General features: G+C 72.0%; 16 protein-coding genes and 2 tRNA genes. 14 read left to right on the top strand and 4 right to left on the bottom strand.

The genetic code is table 11. The features are described from left to right. Nucleotides 1–51: 51 nt before the first annotated feature. Entirely contained in the window at nucleotides 52–1,167 is a 1,116-nt protein-coding gene (locus tag RB614_RS40295; RefSeq protein WP_308717995.1) for a globin domain-containing protein, read from the bottom strand. A gap of 182 nt (nucleotides 1,168–1,349) precedes the next feature. Between RB614_RS40295 and RB614_RS40300 the strand changes: the two genes are divergently transcribed. After that, nucleotides 1,350–2,126: a CPBP family intramembrane glutamic endopeptidase gene (locus tag RB614_RS40300; RefSeq protein WP_308717996.1), complete on the top strand. Its 777-nt coding sequence runs from the start codon at nucleotides 1,350–1,352 to the stop codon at nucleotides 2,124–2,126. A gap of 184 nt (nucleotides 2,127–2,310) precedes the next feature. Here the strand turns inward: RB614_RS40300 and RB614_RS40305 are convergent, their stop codons facing one another. Next, nucleotides 2,311–2,874: a hypothetical protein gene (locus RB614_RS40305; RefSeq protein WP_308717997.1), complete on the bottom strand. Its 564-nt coding sequence runs from the start codon at nucleotides 2,872–2,874 to the stop codon at nucleotides 2,311–2,313. 1,471 nt (nucleotides 2,875–4,345) lie between these two features. On the opposite strand from RB614_RS40305, the gene RB614_RS40310 reads away from it, so the two are divergent. Both RB614_RS40310 and RB614_RS40315 read left to right on the top strand, forming a co-directional pair. Then, nucleotides 4,346–4,436 (top strand) — tRNA-Ser (locus RB614_RS40310). 34 nt (nucleotides 4,437–4,470) lie between these two features. Beyond that, nucleotides 4,471–4,543, top strand: a tRNA-Arg gene (locus tag RB614_RS40315). Between the two features lie 91 nt (nucleotides 4,544–4,634). Here RB614_RS40315 and RB614_RS40320 read toward each other — a convergent pair. Further along, complete coding sequence (locus tag RB614_RS40320) at nucleotides 4,635–5,846, bottom strand: tyrosine-type recombinase/integrase (RefSeq protein WP_308717998.1); 1,212 nt, start codon at nucleotides 5,844–5,846, stop codon at nucleotides 4,635–4,637. Next, nucleotides 5,843–6,445, bottom strand: coding sequence for a hypothetical protein (locus RB614_RS40325; RefSeq protein ID WP_308717999.1), 603 nt, complete (start codon nucleotides 6,443–6,445; stop codon nucleotides 5,843–5,845). The genes RB614_RS40320 and RB614_RS40325 overlap by 4 nt, the downstream gene beginning before the upstream one ends. Nucleotides 6,446–6,593: 148 nt before the next feature. Between RB614_RS40325 and RB614_RS40330 the strand changes: the two genes are divergently transcribed. The 11 genes from RB614_RS40330 (at nucleotide 6,594) to RB614_RS40380 (ending at nucleotide 15,541) form a co-directional block, all read left to right on the top strand. Continuing rightward, complete coding sequence (locus RB614_RS40330) at nucleotides 6,594–6,797, top strand: helix-turn-helix domain-containing protein (RefSeq protein WP_308718000.1); 204 nt, start codon at nucleotides 6,594–6,596, stop codon at nucleotides 6,795–6,797. Between the two features lie 3 nt (nucleotides 6,798–6,800). Then, complete coding sequence (locus tag RB614_RS40335; protein WP_308718001.1) at nucleotides 6,801–7,538, top strand: hypothetical protein; 738 nt, start codon at nucleotides 6,801–6,803, stop codon at nucleotides 7,536–7,538. After that, complete coding sequence (locus RB614_RS40340) at nucleotides 7,535–7,795, top strand: hypothetical protein (protein ID WP_308718002.1); 261 nt, start codon at nucleotides 7,535–7,537, stop codon at nucleotides 7,793–7,795. The genes RB614_RS40335 and RB614_RS40340 overlap by 4 nt, the downstream gene beginning before the upstream one ends. A 136-nt stretch (nucleotides 7,796–7,931) precedes the next feature. After that, on the top strand, nucleotides 7,932–8,291 hold the full coding sequence (locus tag RB614_RS40345; RefSeq protein WP_308718003.1) for a DUF7715 family protein: 360 nt from the start codon (nucleotides 7,932–7,934) through the stop codon (nucleotides 8,289–8,291). A gap of 470 nt (nucleotides 8,292–8,761) precedes the next feature. Continuing rightward, nucleotides 8,762–9,271 carry a hypothetical protein gene (locus RB614_RS40350; RefSeq protein ID WP_308718004.1) on the top strand — a complete coding sequence of 170 codons (510 nt, stop codon included), beginning with the start codon at nucleotides 8,762–8,764 and terminating at the stop codon, nucleotides 9,269–9,271. Nucleotides 9,272–9,453: 182 nt separating this feature from the next. Beyond that, nucleotides 9,454–10,929 (top strand): phage major capsid protein, encoded by a 1,476-nt coding sequence (locus RB614_RS40355; protein WP_308718005.1) that lies wholly within the window; start codon nucleotides 9,454–9,456, stop codon nucleotides 10,927–10,929. Between the two features lie 9 nt (nucleotides 10,930–10,938). Next, on the top strand, nucleotides 10,939–11,541 hold the full coding sequence (locus tag RB614_RS40360; protein WP_308718006.1) for an HK97 family phage prohead protease: 603 nt from the start codon (nucleotides 10,939–10,941) through the stop codon (nucleotides 11,539–11,541). Between the two features lie 5 nt (nucleotides 11,542–11,546). Beyond that, nucleotides 11,547–13,130 carry a hypothetical protein gene (locus RB614_RS40365; RefSeq protein ID WP_308718007.1) on the top strand — a complete coding sequence of 528 codons (1,584 nt, stop codon included), beginning with the start codon at nucleotides 11,547–11,549 and terminating at the stop codon, nucleotides 13,128–13,130. 251 nt (nucleotides 13,131–13,381) lie between these two features. Then, a complete protein-coding gene (locus tag RB614_RS40370) occupies nucleotides 13,382–14,629 on the top strand; it encodes a helix-turn-helix domain-containing protein (RefSeq protein ID WP_308718008.1) in 1,248 nt (415 codons plus the stop codon). A 439-nt stretch (nucleotides 14,630–15,068) separates the two neighbouring features. Further along, nucleotides 15,069–15,293, top strand: a complete 225-nt coding sequence (locus RB614_RS40375; RefSeq protein WP_308718009.1) for a flavin reductase — start codon at nucleotides 15,069–15,071, stop codon at nucleotides 15,291–15,293. Then, complete coding sequence (locus RB614_RS40380) at nucleotides 15,290–15,541, top strand: hypothetical protein (RefSeq protein WP_308718010.1); 252 nt, start codon at nucleotides 15,290–15,292, stop codon at nucleotides 15,539–15,541. Before RB614_RS40375 ends, RB614_RS40380 begins: the two co-directional genes overlap by 4 nt. The last annotated feature ends 23 nt before the right edge of the window (nucleotides 15,542–15,564 follow it).

Genomic DNA, 15,564 nt, shown 5'->3' on the forward strand with positions numbered 1-15,564 from the left:
CCGCGCAACGGTCCGCACCCCGACGGACGTCGCGGTAGCACTATGTTTCTGTCAGTGCTCGCTAAGCGCGTCGTAGCGGATGCGCATCGGCGGCACCTGGAGCTCGGCCAGCGTGCGCAGCGTCGCCTTGACCATGGTGGGTGAGCCGGCGACGAAGAAATCGTGGTCGATCCAGGGGCCGTAGCGGGCGACCACCTCGCTGACGTTGCCCTGCTCGCCGGCGTAGCTCGCGTCCTCGCTGCACGCCGGCACCACCGAGAGCCAGGGGTGGCGGGTGGCGAGCTTCTCCAGGTCGGCGAGGTCGTAGAGGTCCTCGCGGTCCTTCGCGCCGTAGAAGATGTGCACCCAGCGGTTGCGGTTGTAGCGGGCCAGTTCCTCGACCAATGCCTTGATCGGTGCCAGACCGGTGCCACCGGCCACGCACACGATGTCGCGGTTGGATTTGCGGTCGAGCGTCATCGAGCCCATCGGCGCGGCGATGCGCAGCAGGTCGCCGGGCTGCACCCGGCGGACCAGCGCGCTGGAGACCCAGCCGGCGCCCAGCGCCCGCACGTGGAAGTCGAGCGTCCCGTCTTTTCGCGGCGCGTTGGCGATCGAGTACGTGCGCCACAGCCGCGGCCGGTAGCGCGGTGCCTCCACGCTCACGTACTGCCCGGCGCGGTAGGAGAGCGGGTGCTGCAGCGGCCGCAGCGTAAACACCGCGATGTCCCGCGAACGCCGCTCGTGCGACACCACCTCCGCGTGCCAGAAAGGCGGGTTCGTGTCCGCGTCGGCGCCGGCCATCATCTTCTTGGCGATCACCGCGTAGGCGTCGCTCCACGCCTGCTCGTACTCGACACCCCACTGCTCACCGGCGAACGTGCGCAACGCCTCCAGCAGCGCACCGCCCACCACCTGATAGTGCTCCGGGCCGACGTGGAACTTGCGGTGGTCCCGGCCGAGAGCCCGCAGGTAGTCGTCGAACCTTTCCGGATCGTCGAGTGTCTGCACGGCGGTGACGATCGCGCCGAGTAGTCTGGCTCGTTGCACGTCCATATGAACCGGAAAGAGGGACCGCAACTCGGGATTCGATAGGAACATGCGGGCGTAGAAGTAGCCGGCGACCTTGTCCTGGTGCTCCTCGACGATGGTCCAGCTCTCCTTCAGCAGTCGCGAAAGATTTCCCATAGACGCTCTTTCCGTTCTGCGACGCGGATAAGCGGTTACGCGGTTGCGGGATGACATGGAGGTTTGCGCGAGAGTGTTCAGACTGCGCACTGAGCGTTGCCAAAGGTCGCACATCTTGTGCGATTCGGTTGATCTTGGAGTGATAGCAGCCGCCTCGCGGGTGCGTCGGGCACAGTTATCGGGTGACGGTTGAGCTAGCCCCGCCGACCACCGGCCGCGCCCAGACCACCCGCCGAAACGAGGTGCTCCTCGTCCTCGGCGTCTCGCTCGGACAGTCGGCGATCTATGCGATGATCTCCATCACGGCTCGGCTCACGGCCAGCCGCCCGCTGTCGCAGCAGACCGCCACGCTCAACGCCTCGCAGTCGCCGCGCCCCTACCTCGACCTCACCTACCAGCTGCTCGGCATCTTCTTCGCGCTGGTCCCGGTGCTGCTGGCGATACACCTGCTCAACCGCGACCGCGACGCCCGCACGACCCTCGGCCTCGACCGCCGGCACCCCGTCTTCGACCTGCTGAGCGGCATGGGACTGGCGGCGCTGATCGGGCTTCCCGGCATCCTCCTCTACGTCGGCGCGCGCGAGATCGGCATCAACGCCAACGTGGTGCCGGCCGCACTCCCAGACCTCTGGTGGGCGGTGCCCGTGCTGATCCTGGCCGCCGCGCAGAACGCGATCCTCGAAGAGGTAATCGTTGTCGGATATCTGGTGACCCGCCTGGAAGAACTGGGATGGCGGATTCGCACCATCATTGCCGCGAGTGCCCTATTGCGAGGCTCTTATCACCTGTACCAGGGTTTCGGTGGCTTCATCGGCAATGCGGTAATGGGCGTGATCTTCGCGTTTTTCTACCTGCGCACGCGCCGCGTACTCCCGCTGGTGATCGCACACACGCTGCTCGATGTGGTCGCCTTCATCGGGTACACGCTGCTGAAGGACCACTGGAGTTGGCTGAGGTAGCCCGGCTCGCCGGGGCATGCCCCATTTCGGGCGCTCGCCCACCTGGCGCGGCTCGCCCACCTGGCGCGGCTTGCCCGCCTGGTGGGGCTTGCCCGCCTGGTGGGGCTTGCCCGCCTGGTGGGGCTTGCCCATCTGGTGGGCTCGCCCGCCTGGTGCGTCGCTCGCTTCGGTGAGGGTCTGGTTTTCAGGCGGCGCGGTAGCGGGCCCGCGCCCGGTAGCCGAGCCGCTCCACCGCCGCGGCCGCGCCCGCCGCGGCCGTCACCGGCACCACACCCGGCAGCCGCCGCGCGAACATCCGCACCGCCAACCACCCCCGCGACTGCCCGGACAGCGGCATTGCCAGCCGCCACGCCGCCTCCGCCGCCCGCAGCGCCGGCGGCCCGTCGTCCTCCAGGTCGGTCGCGGTCGCCTCGGCCAGCGCGGCCCGGGCCGCCTCCGCCGACGCGTGCACCCCCAACAACACCAGCAGGTCGACCGCCCGCTCGTCGTCGAGCGGGTCATGCTCGTACGCCGCCGCGAGGTGCAACACCAGCGCCGCCTGCGCCCACGCCGTCGCGGTGAGCTCGGCCACCGGCGTCAACAGCCCGAACGCCGCCGACACCGCCCCACCCGCCCCCGCCATCCGCACGAAGCGCCGCGTCGCCAGCCGCGCCAGCCCGTCGGCCGTCGCCGCCGGGTAGGTCGCCCGCGTCAGCGCGGCCCAGTCGCGCGCCTGCGGCCCGATCGCCCGCACTGCCGCAAGAGCCAAGAGCTCCGGGGCATGTCCCGGCCGATCGAAAAGCCGCGGCCTGGTCGCGGGTCCATCTTCCCCTCTGGTACGCGTGACGACCGGCCCATTCACCAGGGCGACCGCCTTCCGGGCCGAAGTGCTGGCCGCGGCCGCCGCCCGCGAGGCACCGGTCACCGCCGCCTTCCGGCCCGCTGCCTTGGCCGCCTTCTTCGCTGCGCCCTTCTTCCCAGCGGCCTTGGCGTCCGTTGCCTCCGCGTCCTGAGTGGCGGCGTCCCCCTCCGCCGAGATCCGCTGCCTCGGCGCGCCCCGCGCGGGCTCCTCAGTTGGCTCGTTCCGCGTGGTGCTCTTTGATGGTGCGGGTCTTTGGGCTGCTGGCGTGCTCTCGGCTGGCTCGTTCCGGGTGGTGCTCTTTGTTGCTGCGGGTCTTTGGGCTGCTGGCTGCGCCGGCGTGCTCTCGGCTCGCTCCTTTCGCGCGGCGGCATCGGCCGGCGGGGTCACCGTGCGTGCCTCGTCGGCCGGCCTTTCCGGGGAGGTCTTCTCGGCGGCGACCTTGGCGGGCTGGCTCAGCGCCGGTGTATCGGTGGCCGGCTCCTCCGGCGCCGCGCTCTTGGCGCGCCTCGCCCGCGTAGGCGTCTCGCCAGCGGTCGCCTTCTTCGCCGCCCGACCCCGCGCGGTGGCCTCCGCGGCCGGCTCGTCTGCGGTCCTGCGCCCGGCCGCCCGAGTGCGCGGCGCCGCCTCACCCTCGGACGACCCATCGGCGCCGGCCGTCTTGGCCCGCCGTGCGCGCGGTGGTGGTGTCTCCCCGGCCGCCGGCGCTGTCTCCGTAGCGGGCGCGCCCGGGCTGGCCCCGCCGCGAGGCCGTGCTGTCCCCGCTCCTGCTCTGTCCGCGCTGGTTCCCCTGGTGACCCGTGCAGGCGGCGCCGCGGTCTCCGCGACCGGCGCGTCGGTGCCAGCCCTCCGACCCGGTCGTGTGGTCTCCGCCTCCGCCGTGTCTGCGCCGGCCGGTCGTGTGCGCTCCCTGGCTGGGGTGTCTGGGCTGGTCTCCTCAGCGGCTCGTGGGCGCTCTCCGGCTGGCTCGTGTGCGCTGGTCGCCTCAGGGTCTCGTGCGCGCGTTGGGCGCGCCTCCGCGGCGCGTGCGTCCCGATCGGTCCGTCTGTCTGGCCGGGCGCGCCGGGGTGGCTCGTCAGGTGGCTCGTCCGGCACCGCGGGCGCCTGGAAGAGCACCGAAGGCGCGGGCCGACTGGCCGGCGGCCGGCGCGGCGGAGGCGCCGCTGCCGGATCCTCCTCGGGCGGCGTGAAGGCAGCCTTGGAGGGGCGCGACCGCTCCCGCCGGCCGCTCGGGCGCTGCTCCTCCTCCATGACGAGGGAGCCTAGTCCCGATGAGGCCGGCGCACCTCCCGTAAACCCCGCCGCCACGGCCCGCGCCGCTTTGCCGGCACGGACGACCGCACGGTATCCTCGGCGAGCGGTGGTCTACGACGGCCACCTGGGAGACTTCGCCTAGTCTGGTCTATGGCGCCGCACTGCTAATGCGGTTGGGGTCTTAACGCCCCTCCCGGGTTCGAATCCCGGAGTCTCCGCGCCCAGGCCGGTGTGTATGCTGGTCGAGCGCAAGCGCCCGTAGCTCAATGGATAGAGCATCTGACTACGGATCAGAAGGTTAGGGGTTCGAGTCCCTTCGGGCGCGCAGCACGACAGGCCCCGTGACCAGCCAAAACGGCAGGCGCGGGGCACTTTCGTTTCCTCGGCAAGATCGATATGTAGCGCCCGATGTAGCATCACGCACCCGCGATCTTCCGCAGCACGCCGTCCATCTTGTCGGCGGTCCCCTTCCGCACCGACTCGGCCACATGCACGTAGATGTCCGCCGTGGTCGCCTGCCGCGTGTGCCGCAGCATGGCCTGAACCTCCTTGATGGACGCACCCTCAGCGAACGCCAGGCTCGCCGCGAGGTGCCGGAGGTCGTGCAGCCGCATCTTGACCCCTGCTCGCTCGCACACCGCCGCCCAGGCCCGGTTGACGTTCCGCGGCTCCAGCGCAGTACCCACCGACGTCGTGAAGATCAGGTCAGGATCGACCCACACCCGAGCGGCCAGGCGTGCCGCGAGCTGCTCGCGCCGGTGCACGCGCAGCAGCTCGACCAGCGCAGCCGGCAGGCTGAGCGTCGCCCGCGAGGCGTCCGTCTTCAGGTCCTTCTCGACCAGACGTCCCCGGCGCCGCCCCGTCTCCGGGTCGACCTCGGTACCGCGCACACGGCGGATCTGCTTGCGCAGCTTGGTGTTCGCCGCGTCGAGGTCGGTCAGCGACCACCGCATGGCGAGCGCCTCGCCCCGCCGCGGACCGAACGCCAGCATCGTGAACCACAGCACCCGATGTGTGTCTGCGACCATCTCGGCGAAGACGCGCTCCGCCGCCTCCTCTGTCGGTGCTTCAGCCGGCTTGCTTTGCCCGGCGGGCAGGGGCACGAGGGCGAAGACGTTCCGCCCGATCATCTCGTCGCGCATTGCGTCGTTCAGCGCCCGCCGAACCGCGCCGTGCGCCATCCCGACCGACCGCGCGGAGTACGGCTTGCCCCGCGAGCTGGTGGTCTTCAGGCGCTCTCGCTGCCACGCACGTACATCCTCGGTGGATAGCCGCTCCCGCTTCACCTTGGCGATGCTGGTCGGGAGGATGTGAGTCTCGATCATCTGCCGATAGCTATCCGCTGTGGACTCGTCCAGGTGGCCGGCCTCAACCTGCCCAGCCACGTAGACGTCAAGCCACCATGTCAGGTGCTGGCCGAGCGTTGGATCGCGCCCGACTGTGACCGGCCGACCCGCCTCGATCTCCGCTAGCAGCTTCCGGCGAGCCCTGAGTGCCTCCTTCTCGTCATCGCCGTATACGACCTTGCGGCGGCCGCTCGGCAGCGTCACGGACGCGCACCACTTCCCGTCGCTCTTTCGCTGGTAGACCGACCCCTCGCCCTTCGGCGTCCGCTTCTTGGTGGTCAACCTGCCCTTCCCTTCCGCGCGGGTGGGAGATGCCCGCGCCGTCGCGCTTCAGCGATCCAGCGGTGCACCGTGGTCACCGGCACGCCAGCCTCCTCCGCTAGCACCATCGCCGGCTTCCTTGTGCTGACCACGGCTTCGTTGTAGGCGTCGGCTACACGACGTGAGAACCCATCCGGGTCTGAGCCGTCCGGCCGGGTGAGTGACGCTCGCGGCCGCCGGCGCTCGTTGCGGCCGACCGTGGGGGTCCTGTTTCCTGCCGTCGACAGGTACCGGTCGAGCGCTCTGTCGATCGCGGCGAACTCCTCGGGGAACAGCTCCCCACGCGCGGCCATCTCGGCGAGCACGTCATGCGGCAGCTCCGCGCGCAATGCTCCCGGGAATCCGTACCTCGGATGGTTGAGATCGGACTCAATACGTCCGATCGGGATCGCGCGGAGCATCGACGAATCGATGGCCTCGCCCACGATCACAAGACGCGTAATGACCGCGCGTCCGTCGCGCGGCTCGAACTTGAGGAGCGCCAAGGGTGGCCCGTCGCCCGAGAGGTGTGCGGCAAGCCAACCGGGCGCCCCGGTGATCTCCAGCATCACGACTTCCACCGGGTCACGGTAGGCCAGCGAGCTTGTGCGCGCAAGTGCGCACGGTCGGGCGCGCATGCTAGCGGACTTGTGCGGACACGCCGCATAGGGTATATCTGGCAATGGCCGCGCAAGCGCGCGGGCTTACGCACTGGAGGGGTGTGGGTCGATGGATGCCCTGCTACACAGCGATGCCCTGCTGCACACCGTGGACTCAGCGGGTCAGATGCTGCGCTGCGGCCGGACCACGATCTACGAGCTGATGGCCAGCGGCGAGCTGGAGAGCGTCACGATCGGCCGGGCCCGCCGCATCCCGCACGCCGCGCTCGTCGAGTACGTCGACCGGCTGCGCGAGCAGGCTCGGGCCGCGTAGCCCGTGGCCTACCAGCTCGTCGCCGAGGTGCTCGACCACGCGCCCCCGATGACACCGGCCGAGCGCCTACTCCTAGTGGCGATCGCCGAGCAGGTGCGCCTGCCGTCGCGCACGCGCCCGATCGCGACCGAGGACCTAGTCCGGCGCGTGGGCATCGAGGAGCGTGGCGTGCGCGCCGCGCTGCGTCGGCTCGCCGAGCGCGGACTCGACGTCCGCGTGGTACGGGGCACCGACTCACGCGGACTGCCCGTCTACGCGACACGAGGGACCCTCCCGCAGTACCGCCTCCCGGAGCTACCGGTGCCGCCGGGCTGCTCGTGCGCGGCGTGCGGGGATGGCGGCACCGTGGCGCCCCCTGCGCTCGCATATGGCGGCACTGTGGTGCCGCCATCGCGCCCGGATGGCGGCACGCCCATGCCAGATGGCGGCACTGTGGTTACCGATGGCGGCACTGTGGTGTACCCGATCGGTAACCACGGTGCCGCCCCTACCGTCCCTACCCCGGGTTCCGTACGCGCGCGCGCCCGCGCACGGGACTCGTCTGCTCCGCTGCCGGGGAGCCTGGTGCAGCGCGAGCTAGCAGCCCGTCGCGTGGAGGCGGCCGCTCAGCGATCGGTGCCGCCGTGGCAGGCCGAGCTGGCCGAGCGCGAGGTGCCCGCGCACATCGCCGCCGCGCGCGCTCGCCGCGGTGCCGAGGAGGCGCGCCGTGCGCTCGCGGCCGCCCGGGAGGAGCCGGCATGACCAAACCGGGTATGCGCCCCCACCCGTTCGAGCTGGACGACGACCTGTCGACTGAATACGTCACCTCGGACCGGCGCGAGGCCGGCCCGCGTGGTTGGTGCCGTCGCTGTGGTCTGCCGGGCGAGCCGGGAGACGCACGCCACTCCGCACGCGAGGTACAGCGCCTTGCCGACGCTGCCGAGCTGGACCGTCGCCGGCTCGGCGAGCGCGTCGACGACGAGGACCAGGACGTGATGCGCGGGAGGGCAGCCGCATGAGGCTCCGTGTGCTCGCCGGCGTAGTGCGCCGGTGCCCGGTCTGCGGGTCGGTGCTGCTGTGCATCGGCCGCGGCCGGCTTGCGACCACGTGGTGTCGGCCGTGTGCCGGCCCGGCTTCGCCGCCGAGGTCGTTCGCGTGAGGGTCCTGGTGGCCTCGCGTGGAGACCTGGCCGAGGACTACTGCTGGACGGTCGCCGGCGAACTGGTTGCCGTCGTCTCCCGATGCGAAGACGTCCAGTGCTCACTGTGCGACCTGTGTGTGGCGTTCGTAGGCGTGGGCAGCGCGCGAGCTACGACCGTTGCCCGGGTTGCCGATGTGGCGATCACGAGGGACGCGTACGTGGAGGCGCTGCACGAGCTGTACGTGCGCGAGGGCGTTGAGTGCACTGTGGACGAAGCGCGGGAGGAGGCAGAGCAGCTACTCGCGTTGGCCTCCACCCTGGCCCCTGGCGCGCTCGTGCGTCGACATGGCGACGAGCTGAGGCAGGCGTCGTGACAGGTCCTAACGCTGGGCGACATGGGCCACGCTGGCGCAAGCTGCGCAGGCAGGTATTCGCCGTCTGGGGCTACACCTGCTGGTGGTGTGGGCACGCGCTGACCCCCTCAGCAGACATTGACCACGTGTTACGTAGGGCTGATGGTGGGCACCCCTGGGACCCTGCCAACCTGCGCCCTGCACATGGGGCACGCGATCGCTGCTACGCGTGCGCTCCAACGCGAGGCAGGTGCTGCAACCAAGAGCGCAACAGGCGCGAGCCCACCCCTGGACCACTCACGGACGTGCCCTCTGTGGTCATCAGCGTGCGCGTGCAGGACCTGTGACAAGGGGGGTGGGGGTGAAAAGTTCGCGAGTCGCGCGCGTACACCCCACGCACACCGTGGTCTGTCTCTCTCCCCGCGCCGCATCTCGCGCGCGGGCCGGCGACAGCCGCGACTGACAGCCTTCTATACCTCTGGGGGATCGATGTGAATGAGCACCAGCTCGGCCGGCTGGCCGAGGTCATCCGCTTCTGCGTGGCGAACCTGCCCGAGCAGGACCGGGCCGCCCGGATCGCGTACTGCCGGGCCACTGGCGAGCACGGCGTGCGCGTGCTGCGTGACGCCGGCGACGTCGAGGTCCGGTGGGGTGGACAGCGCCTGGCCGTCGTGCCGCTGGACGCGCTCGACGCGACCGGCGACCTGATCGCCGGCCAGTACATCCCGGTCCAGGTGCCGGACTCGCCCGCCGCGGCCGCCGCGTTCGAGGCGCTCGTGACGCCGCTGCGTCAGGCAGACCCGGCCGCGCTGCTGCGCGTGCGGGAGCAGCTCGTCGACGACCTGAACGGCGCCCTGGACGACGCCGCAGCGACACCCGCGGCCGCGCTGGTCCGGGCTACGCGTCCGCTGGGCCGTGAGGGTCAGGTGGCGCTGCTGGGCTGGATCGATCGGCGGCTGACCGACACGCCGCCGGACGGCGGTCCGCCGGCCGCTGCGTGATCTACCTTGGGAACCAGCCACCGGGCCGCGTCCGGTGGTGGCCCGGCGGGCCGCCGACCAGCCTCTCGCCCTGCCACCGCGCTACACCCGACGCGAGCATCCGACCAGGGCCGCCCCGCGTGGGCCTCCCAGGAGCAACGGCAGTTCCCTTTGCCATGCCTTCCTGAGGAGACGAATCCCTTATGCCACGCCCGATTCCCACCATCAAGGCCGACCTAAGCGAGGCGAAGTCCGCGCTGGCCCGGCTGGAAAGCGACGCTGAGGAGGTCGTCCGGTCCGCCGGCGACGCCGAGCTGACCGACGGCCAGCAGACCCGGCTGGAGCGGATCGAGACCGGCGCGCGCCGCAAGCGTGAGCTGATCCGCGCCCTGGAGGGCGAGCTGCGCGACTCTGCGGTGGACGGTGTCACCAGCGGCCGCCTGCGCGGCGAGAACGGCGCCGGCGTCCGGCCAGGCAACGGCCCGGAGATCATGCGCCGCGTCGAGCCGTACCAGGACGACCTGCCCGCCCTGCGCGACGGCCGGTACAACGACGGCGACGTCATCTCGCGGGCGCTCAAGGCCGTCGAGGTCGCACCGGCGCACATGGACGACAAGGCGCGCGAGCACGTGCAGCGCCTGGTCGACGTCGACGACAGCGACGAGAACCGGCAGGCCGCGCTGATCGCCCGGCACATGCTGATGACCGGCAGCCCTGGCTACCACGAGCAGTTCCGGGAGTACATGCGCACCCGCGGCGCGTACGCCGGCGAGCTGCTGCGCGCGTCGATGACGCTGACCGACGCCAACGGCGGCTTCCTGGTGCCGTTCACGCTGGACCCGACGATCATCCTCACCAACGCCGGGATCATGGACCCGCTGCGGCAGATCTCGACGATCAAGCAGATCGCGACCGACTCGTGGAACGGCGTCACCAGCTCGGGCGTCACGGCGAGCTGGACCGCGGAGGGCGCCGAGGCCTCGGACGGTACGCCGACGTTCGCTCAGCCGACCATCACGCCGAAGCGCGCTGACGCGTGGGTGGAAGGCACGTACGAGGTCCTGGCCGACTCCGGTTTCGCGAACCAGCTCGGCCGGCTGCTCGCCGACGCCAAGGCCCGGCACGAGGGTGCCGCGTTCGCCACCGCCAACGTCGGCGCCACCCGTCCGCGCGGTGTGGTCGCCGCGGTGGCCGCCGTGACCGCGTCCATCGTGGCGTCGGCGGCGACCAACGCGCTCGCGATCGGGGACGTCTACAACGTCTCGGACGCGCTGCGGCCACGCGACGCCGCTCAGGCGTCGTGGCTGGCCAACAAGAAGATCTACAGCCGGGTACGGCAGTTCGACACCTCGGGCGGTGGCTCGTTCTGGGCGAACCTCGGCATGGGCCGGCCGCGGATGCTGCTGGACGCCCCGGCCTACGAAGCGTCCACGATGCAGTCGGCGGTGACCACCGGCGGCCTGGTGCTGTTGGCCGGCAACTTCGCCGAGTACTACATCGTGGACCGGATCGGCATGTCCGTGCAGTACAACCCCATGTTGATGGGGCTGACCACGGGCCGGCCGACCGGCAAGGCCGGCTGGCTGGCGCTGTGGCGGGTCGGCGCCGACGTCGTCGACGTCGACGCGTTCCGCCTGCTCCAGCTCAACGCCGTCGCCTCGAACGTGCCGCTGGCCTGAGGCACAGCCGTGGCGACCATCACCCGCGCCTGGCCGCTGGACGACATCACCGTCCGGCGGTCAGGCGACGGCCGCACCGTCGAGGCGTACTGCGCGCTGTTCGACGACGAGTACGAGGTCCAAGACACGCACGGCCACTACATGGAGATCATCGACCGGGCCGCGTTCGACCACGCTCTGTCGCAGGGCCTGACGCGGACGTCGGTGCTGTTCAACCACGGCATGACCGTGCACGGCACCCCGGACGCGATCGCGTCGGTACCGCTGGGCACACCGATCGAGGTGCGCCCAGACAGCCGCGGCCTGCTCACCGTCACCCGCTACAACCGCAGCGCGTTGGCCGACGCGACGCTGGAGGCGATCCGGCACGGCGACATCACCGGCCAGTCCTTCCGCGGCCGCGTCTACCGCTCCTCGCCCACGCGGGTGCCGAAGGTACGGCCGGGCGCCGCGCTGCCCACCGTCGTGCGGTACGAGCTCGGCCTGACCGACTACGGGCCCACCCCCGTGCCGGTCAACGCCGAGCCCATGATGGTGGCCGTTCGCTCCAGCGGCGTGCGGTCCGGTGCCGAGTGGCTGGAGCGGATCCGCGCGCTCTGCGTTGACGGGTAGCCGCTGTGGGCGATACGTCGCTGGTCTTCAACCTGATCGGCCGGGACCGCGGCGTCTCGGGCACGCTGGCGCGTACCGCCATGTCGGTACGCGCGGCCAGCTCGTCGACGCGCGTCACCGGTCTTGCGGTGGGCGTGGCTGCGGCGTCGGCGGCCGCGCACGCGGTCGCGCTCGGTGCCGCCAGCGCCGGCGTTGTCGGCGCCGCCGGGTTGCTGCCCGCCATCCTCGGCGGTGCCGGCCTGCAAATGGTCGCGCTGCGGGTGGTGACGTTCGGGCTGTCCGACGCGTGGACCGCCACCGGTGCGGCCGCGACCGGGGGAGGCTCGTCGACGGCGGCCGCCGGCAAGGCGGTGGCGGCCGCGCACCGCGAGCTGGCCGCCGCTGGGCAGGCGTTCGAGGAGGCGCAGCGCGACGCCATCGCCGCGCAGGCCGTGGTGACCACCGCCCGCACTGGTGGGCGGGAGCGGCTGGAGGACCTCGGCCGTGCGGTCGCCGGCGTCGCCCTGGACGTCGAGGCCGCCGAGCAGGCGGTGCAGCGCGCGGACAAGGACCTGCAGGTGGCTCGCCGCACCGGCAAGCCAGCCGACATCGCCGCCGCTGACCTGGCCTACCGGCAGGCCCTGCACAGCCTCGGCGAGGTACGTGACCGCAGTCAGGACCTGGCCGCCGAGCAGGCCGAAAGCCAACGCCGCGGCGTCGACGGCTCTACCGCCGTGCTGGACGCCGAACGCCGGCGAGAAGACGCGCAGCGGGACCTGGCCCAGGCTGCCCGGCGGCTCGCCGACGCCCAGCAGGCCGTACGGGACGCCTCCACGGGCGCGGCCGCCGCAGGCGTCGACCGGGCCACCGAAGCCCTGGCGCGGCTGGCGCCGAACGCCCGCGCCGTGGTGCTCACCGCCCGGGCGCTCGCGCCGGCGTGGCAGGCCGCTGGCCGGGCCGGGCAGCAGGCCACCTGGGAGGGCACGGCCGCCGGGCTACGCCGCCTGTCCGGCCTGTACCTGCCCGCCGTGCGCGGCTGGCTGCCCCGCATGGGCAGGTCGTTCAACACCGCCATCCGGAGCACCCTCGGCCTGGCCGCTACCGGACGCACCGTCCGCGACGTGGGCCAGCTCGCCGACGCCACCGCGGCGTCGACCGGCCGGCTCGCCGCCGGCGTACGCCCCGTGCTGAACGGCCTCATGCAGTTCGCCGCCGTGGGCGCCGGGTTCCTGCCCGGCCTCGCCGGACACACGCTGACCCTGGCCGGCCGGTTCGAACGCTGGGCGATCGCCGCCCGCGAGTCCGGGCGCATGCAGCAGTGGATCGGTAACGCCCTCGGCCTGATCCGCCTACACAGATGCGTTCCGCCGCGTGATCCACCTGTGGAACGGCTTCGAGCTGGGCGCACCCGCCGTAACCATCGCCGGCATCCACATCCCCGCCATGCGCCTGCCCCTGCCGAACATCCCCGACATCCCCAGCCTGGCCGAGGGCGGCATCGTCAAGGCCAACCGCGGCGGCGTGCCCGAAGTGGTCCCGCTCCCACCCGAACTCAGGCGCCGGGTACGCCGGAACCAGACCGGCCTCGCCGGCGTACCGGCCGACACTGACACCGGTTCGAACGTGGGAGGCGTCGACGACCGCAAGCGCGCGATGGCCTCCTGGTTCCACGAGGCGGTACGTACCGGCAAGCTCCGCCTCTACGTCGAAGGCGAACGCGTCACGACTGCCCGGCTGGCCTGAGCGCACGCCCGGGGGACACCGCGTGGAGATCCAGCCGCGCAGGCGTACCGTCGACAGTGGCGGCCGCCGGGGTAGTGGCCTGGCGCGCCGCCGCCCAGCCACTACCTGGGAGCCTGATATGAGTCCCACCATCGGTGACAACATCGCCCAGCGTCGACGCCAGACCGGCCAGACTCAGGAGCAGCTCGCGGAAGCCGCTCAGGTCAGCGTCGAGACGATCCGGAAGCTGGAGCAGAACGAGCGCACCACTGCGCGCATGGCCACGCTGAACCGCATCGCCCGCGCGCTGCGGGTGCCGACGTCGACGCTCATCGGCAACGCCGCCGAGTCCGCCGCACGCCGCGAGCCGGACCACGATCAGGTCGCCCTGCTGGAGGTGCGCCGCGCGCTCACCCCGGCCCGTGGCCTGCGCGGGGTGGTCGTCGGCGGGCCAGCGGTAGAGCCGCCCACACTGGACGGTGTGCGCGCCCGCATCCGCGCCATCGACCGGGTGTACCACGCGGACGACTACGCGGCCACGCTCGCCGGCCTGCCCGCGCTGCTCGCCGAGGCCCGAAGCGCCGTCGACGTCACCAGCGGCGCCGAGCAGGCCGCCGCCTATGAACTGCTCGCGCAGGCGTACCAGGTCGCCGGCACCGCCCTGATCCAGCTCCGCACGTTCGACCTGGCCTACAGGGCGTTGAGCCTCGCGCTGGACGCCGCCGACGCGTCCGGTAACGAGCTGGTAGGCGCGTCGGCCGTGACCACGATGTGCTGGTTGCTGCTGCGCCAAGGCCGGTTCGCCGAGGCTGAGCAGCTCGCCGTGACCACGGCGGACGCGATCGAACCGCGGTTCTCGCGCGCCGAGCCGGCTCAGTTCTCGTCGTGGGGGTGGCTGCTGCTGCGCGCCTCGGCGGCCGCCGTGCGCGACAACCGGGACGACGACGCACAGACCATGCTGGACGCCGCGGCCGCCGCCGCGGTCCGGATCGGCGACCGGGTGCCCGAGCACGTGATCTCACCCGGTCCCGCCACCATCGGCGCGTTCTGCCACACCACCGTGGAGATGAAGCGGGTGGAGTCCGCCGTGATCGCCGGCGACGTCGGCCGCGCCCTGGCGCTCGCTGAGCGTGTGCCGCCCAGCGACCGGCCCACGTCCAACAATCGCAACCGGCACCGGCTCGACGTCGCGTGGGCACACGCGCAGGCCGGCCAACACGCCGAGGCGACAGAGGTCCTGCTCGACGTCCGTGAGCATGCGCCCGCGTGGCTGCGGCACCAGCGGTTCGCCCGCGACATCGTGGGTACCCTCGCCGCGTCGCGCCGGCGAGCGATGAGCCGTGAGCTGGCCGAGCTAGCCGATCTGGTCGGCGCCGACGCGAACTAGTACGCCATGTACCAGTTACCGGCTGGCCCGGTCGTAGTGGTACGCCTCGTACCTTCACCTTCCGTAGAGGTCACGGCAGCATCCGGTGAAGAGAGAGCGGCTGGCCCGGCGCACGTGGCATCGACGCCGCTCCTCGCGGACCGGGGCGTGACCGTGCCCGGGAGCCTCAGGCGAGCCCCCCGCACGCCTGAAGGTCAACGAGCGGTCACGCCCCCCGGAAGGGGGCGGTGGCGATGGGGATGCGCGGAACGTGGCTGCGCTGGCCGTGGAAGCGGCGGCCGCGCCCCGTCGTGGACCGCACCGGCCCGGCCACGCCGTACGTGCACCAGTCCGGCGGCCACGCCCCGGGCGCACCACCGTGGAACCAGCCGACCCCGCCCCCTGCACGGGTGCTGACTCCTCGCCCCGCCCACCGTAGCTGCCACCTGGACAACGCGTCGTGAGCGAGCAGCACGTCCCGAGGCGTCCGGAGTGGACATGCCAGGTCTGCGGGCAGGAGTGGCCGTGCCCACCGGCCCGCACCATGCTGGCCGAGGAGCACGTGCGCGACCGGGTGAGCCTCGGCGTCTACATGGCTGTCCAGCTCGGCCACGCCGCCGGCGAGTTGAACTGCGCCTCCTCCAGCGAGCTGTACCGGCGGTTCGTCGAGTGGACCCGCCCGTGATCGGACCGGAGGACGACCCGCTGCGCGCGTACGAGCCGACCGGCGTGCCGCTCGTCGACGCGGTGATCGCCGCCGCGATGGCCGCGTTCGAGCACGGCAAGGCGGTCCAACGTGGCGACCGGCCAGCCTGCGCGGTCGCGTACGACCGCACGATGCAAGCGCTGACCGAAGTGCAGCGGCTGTGGACCGAGGCCGGCCGCCCCGGTATGCCGGCTGTTGCCCGGCACGGCGCCCCAGACGGCGGGTGAGGAACCCCGCCGGGTCGCCCCAC

It is taken from the genome of Phytohabitans maris (assembly GCF_031085175.1).
Classification (GTDB): Bacteria; Actinomycetota; Actinomycetes; order Mycobacteriales; family Micromonosporaceae; genus Phytohabitans; species Phytohabitans maris.

What these genes read in the sequence shown, in the direction of transcription:
- RB614_RS40330 (WP_308718000.1), top strand. Translation starts at nt 6,594, where the DNA reads ATGGATGCCCTGCTACACAGCGATGCCCTGCTGCACACCGTGGACTCA.
- RB614_RS40370 (WP_308718008.1), top strand. Translation starts at nt 13,382, where the DNA reads ATGAGTCCCACCATCGGTGACAACATCGCCCAGCGTCGACGCCAGACC.
- RB614_RS40355 (WP_308718005.1), top strand. Translation starts at nt 9,454, where the DNA reads ATGCCACGCCCGATTCCCACCATCAAGGCCGACCTAAGCGAGGCGAAG.
- RB614_RS40340 (WP_308718002.1), top strand. Translation starts at nt 7,535, where the DNA reads ATGACCAAACCGGGTATGCGCCCCCACCCGTTCGAGCTGGACGACGAC.
- RB614_RS40295 (WP_308717995.1), bottom strand. Translation starts at nt 1,167, where the DNA reads ATGGGAAATCTTTCGCGACTGCTGAAGGAGAGCTGGACCATCGTCGAG.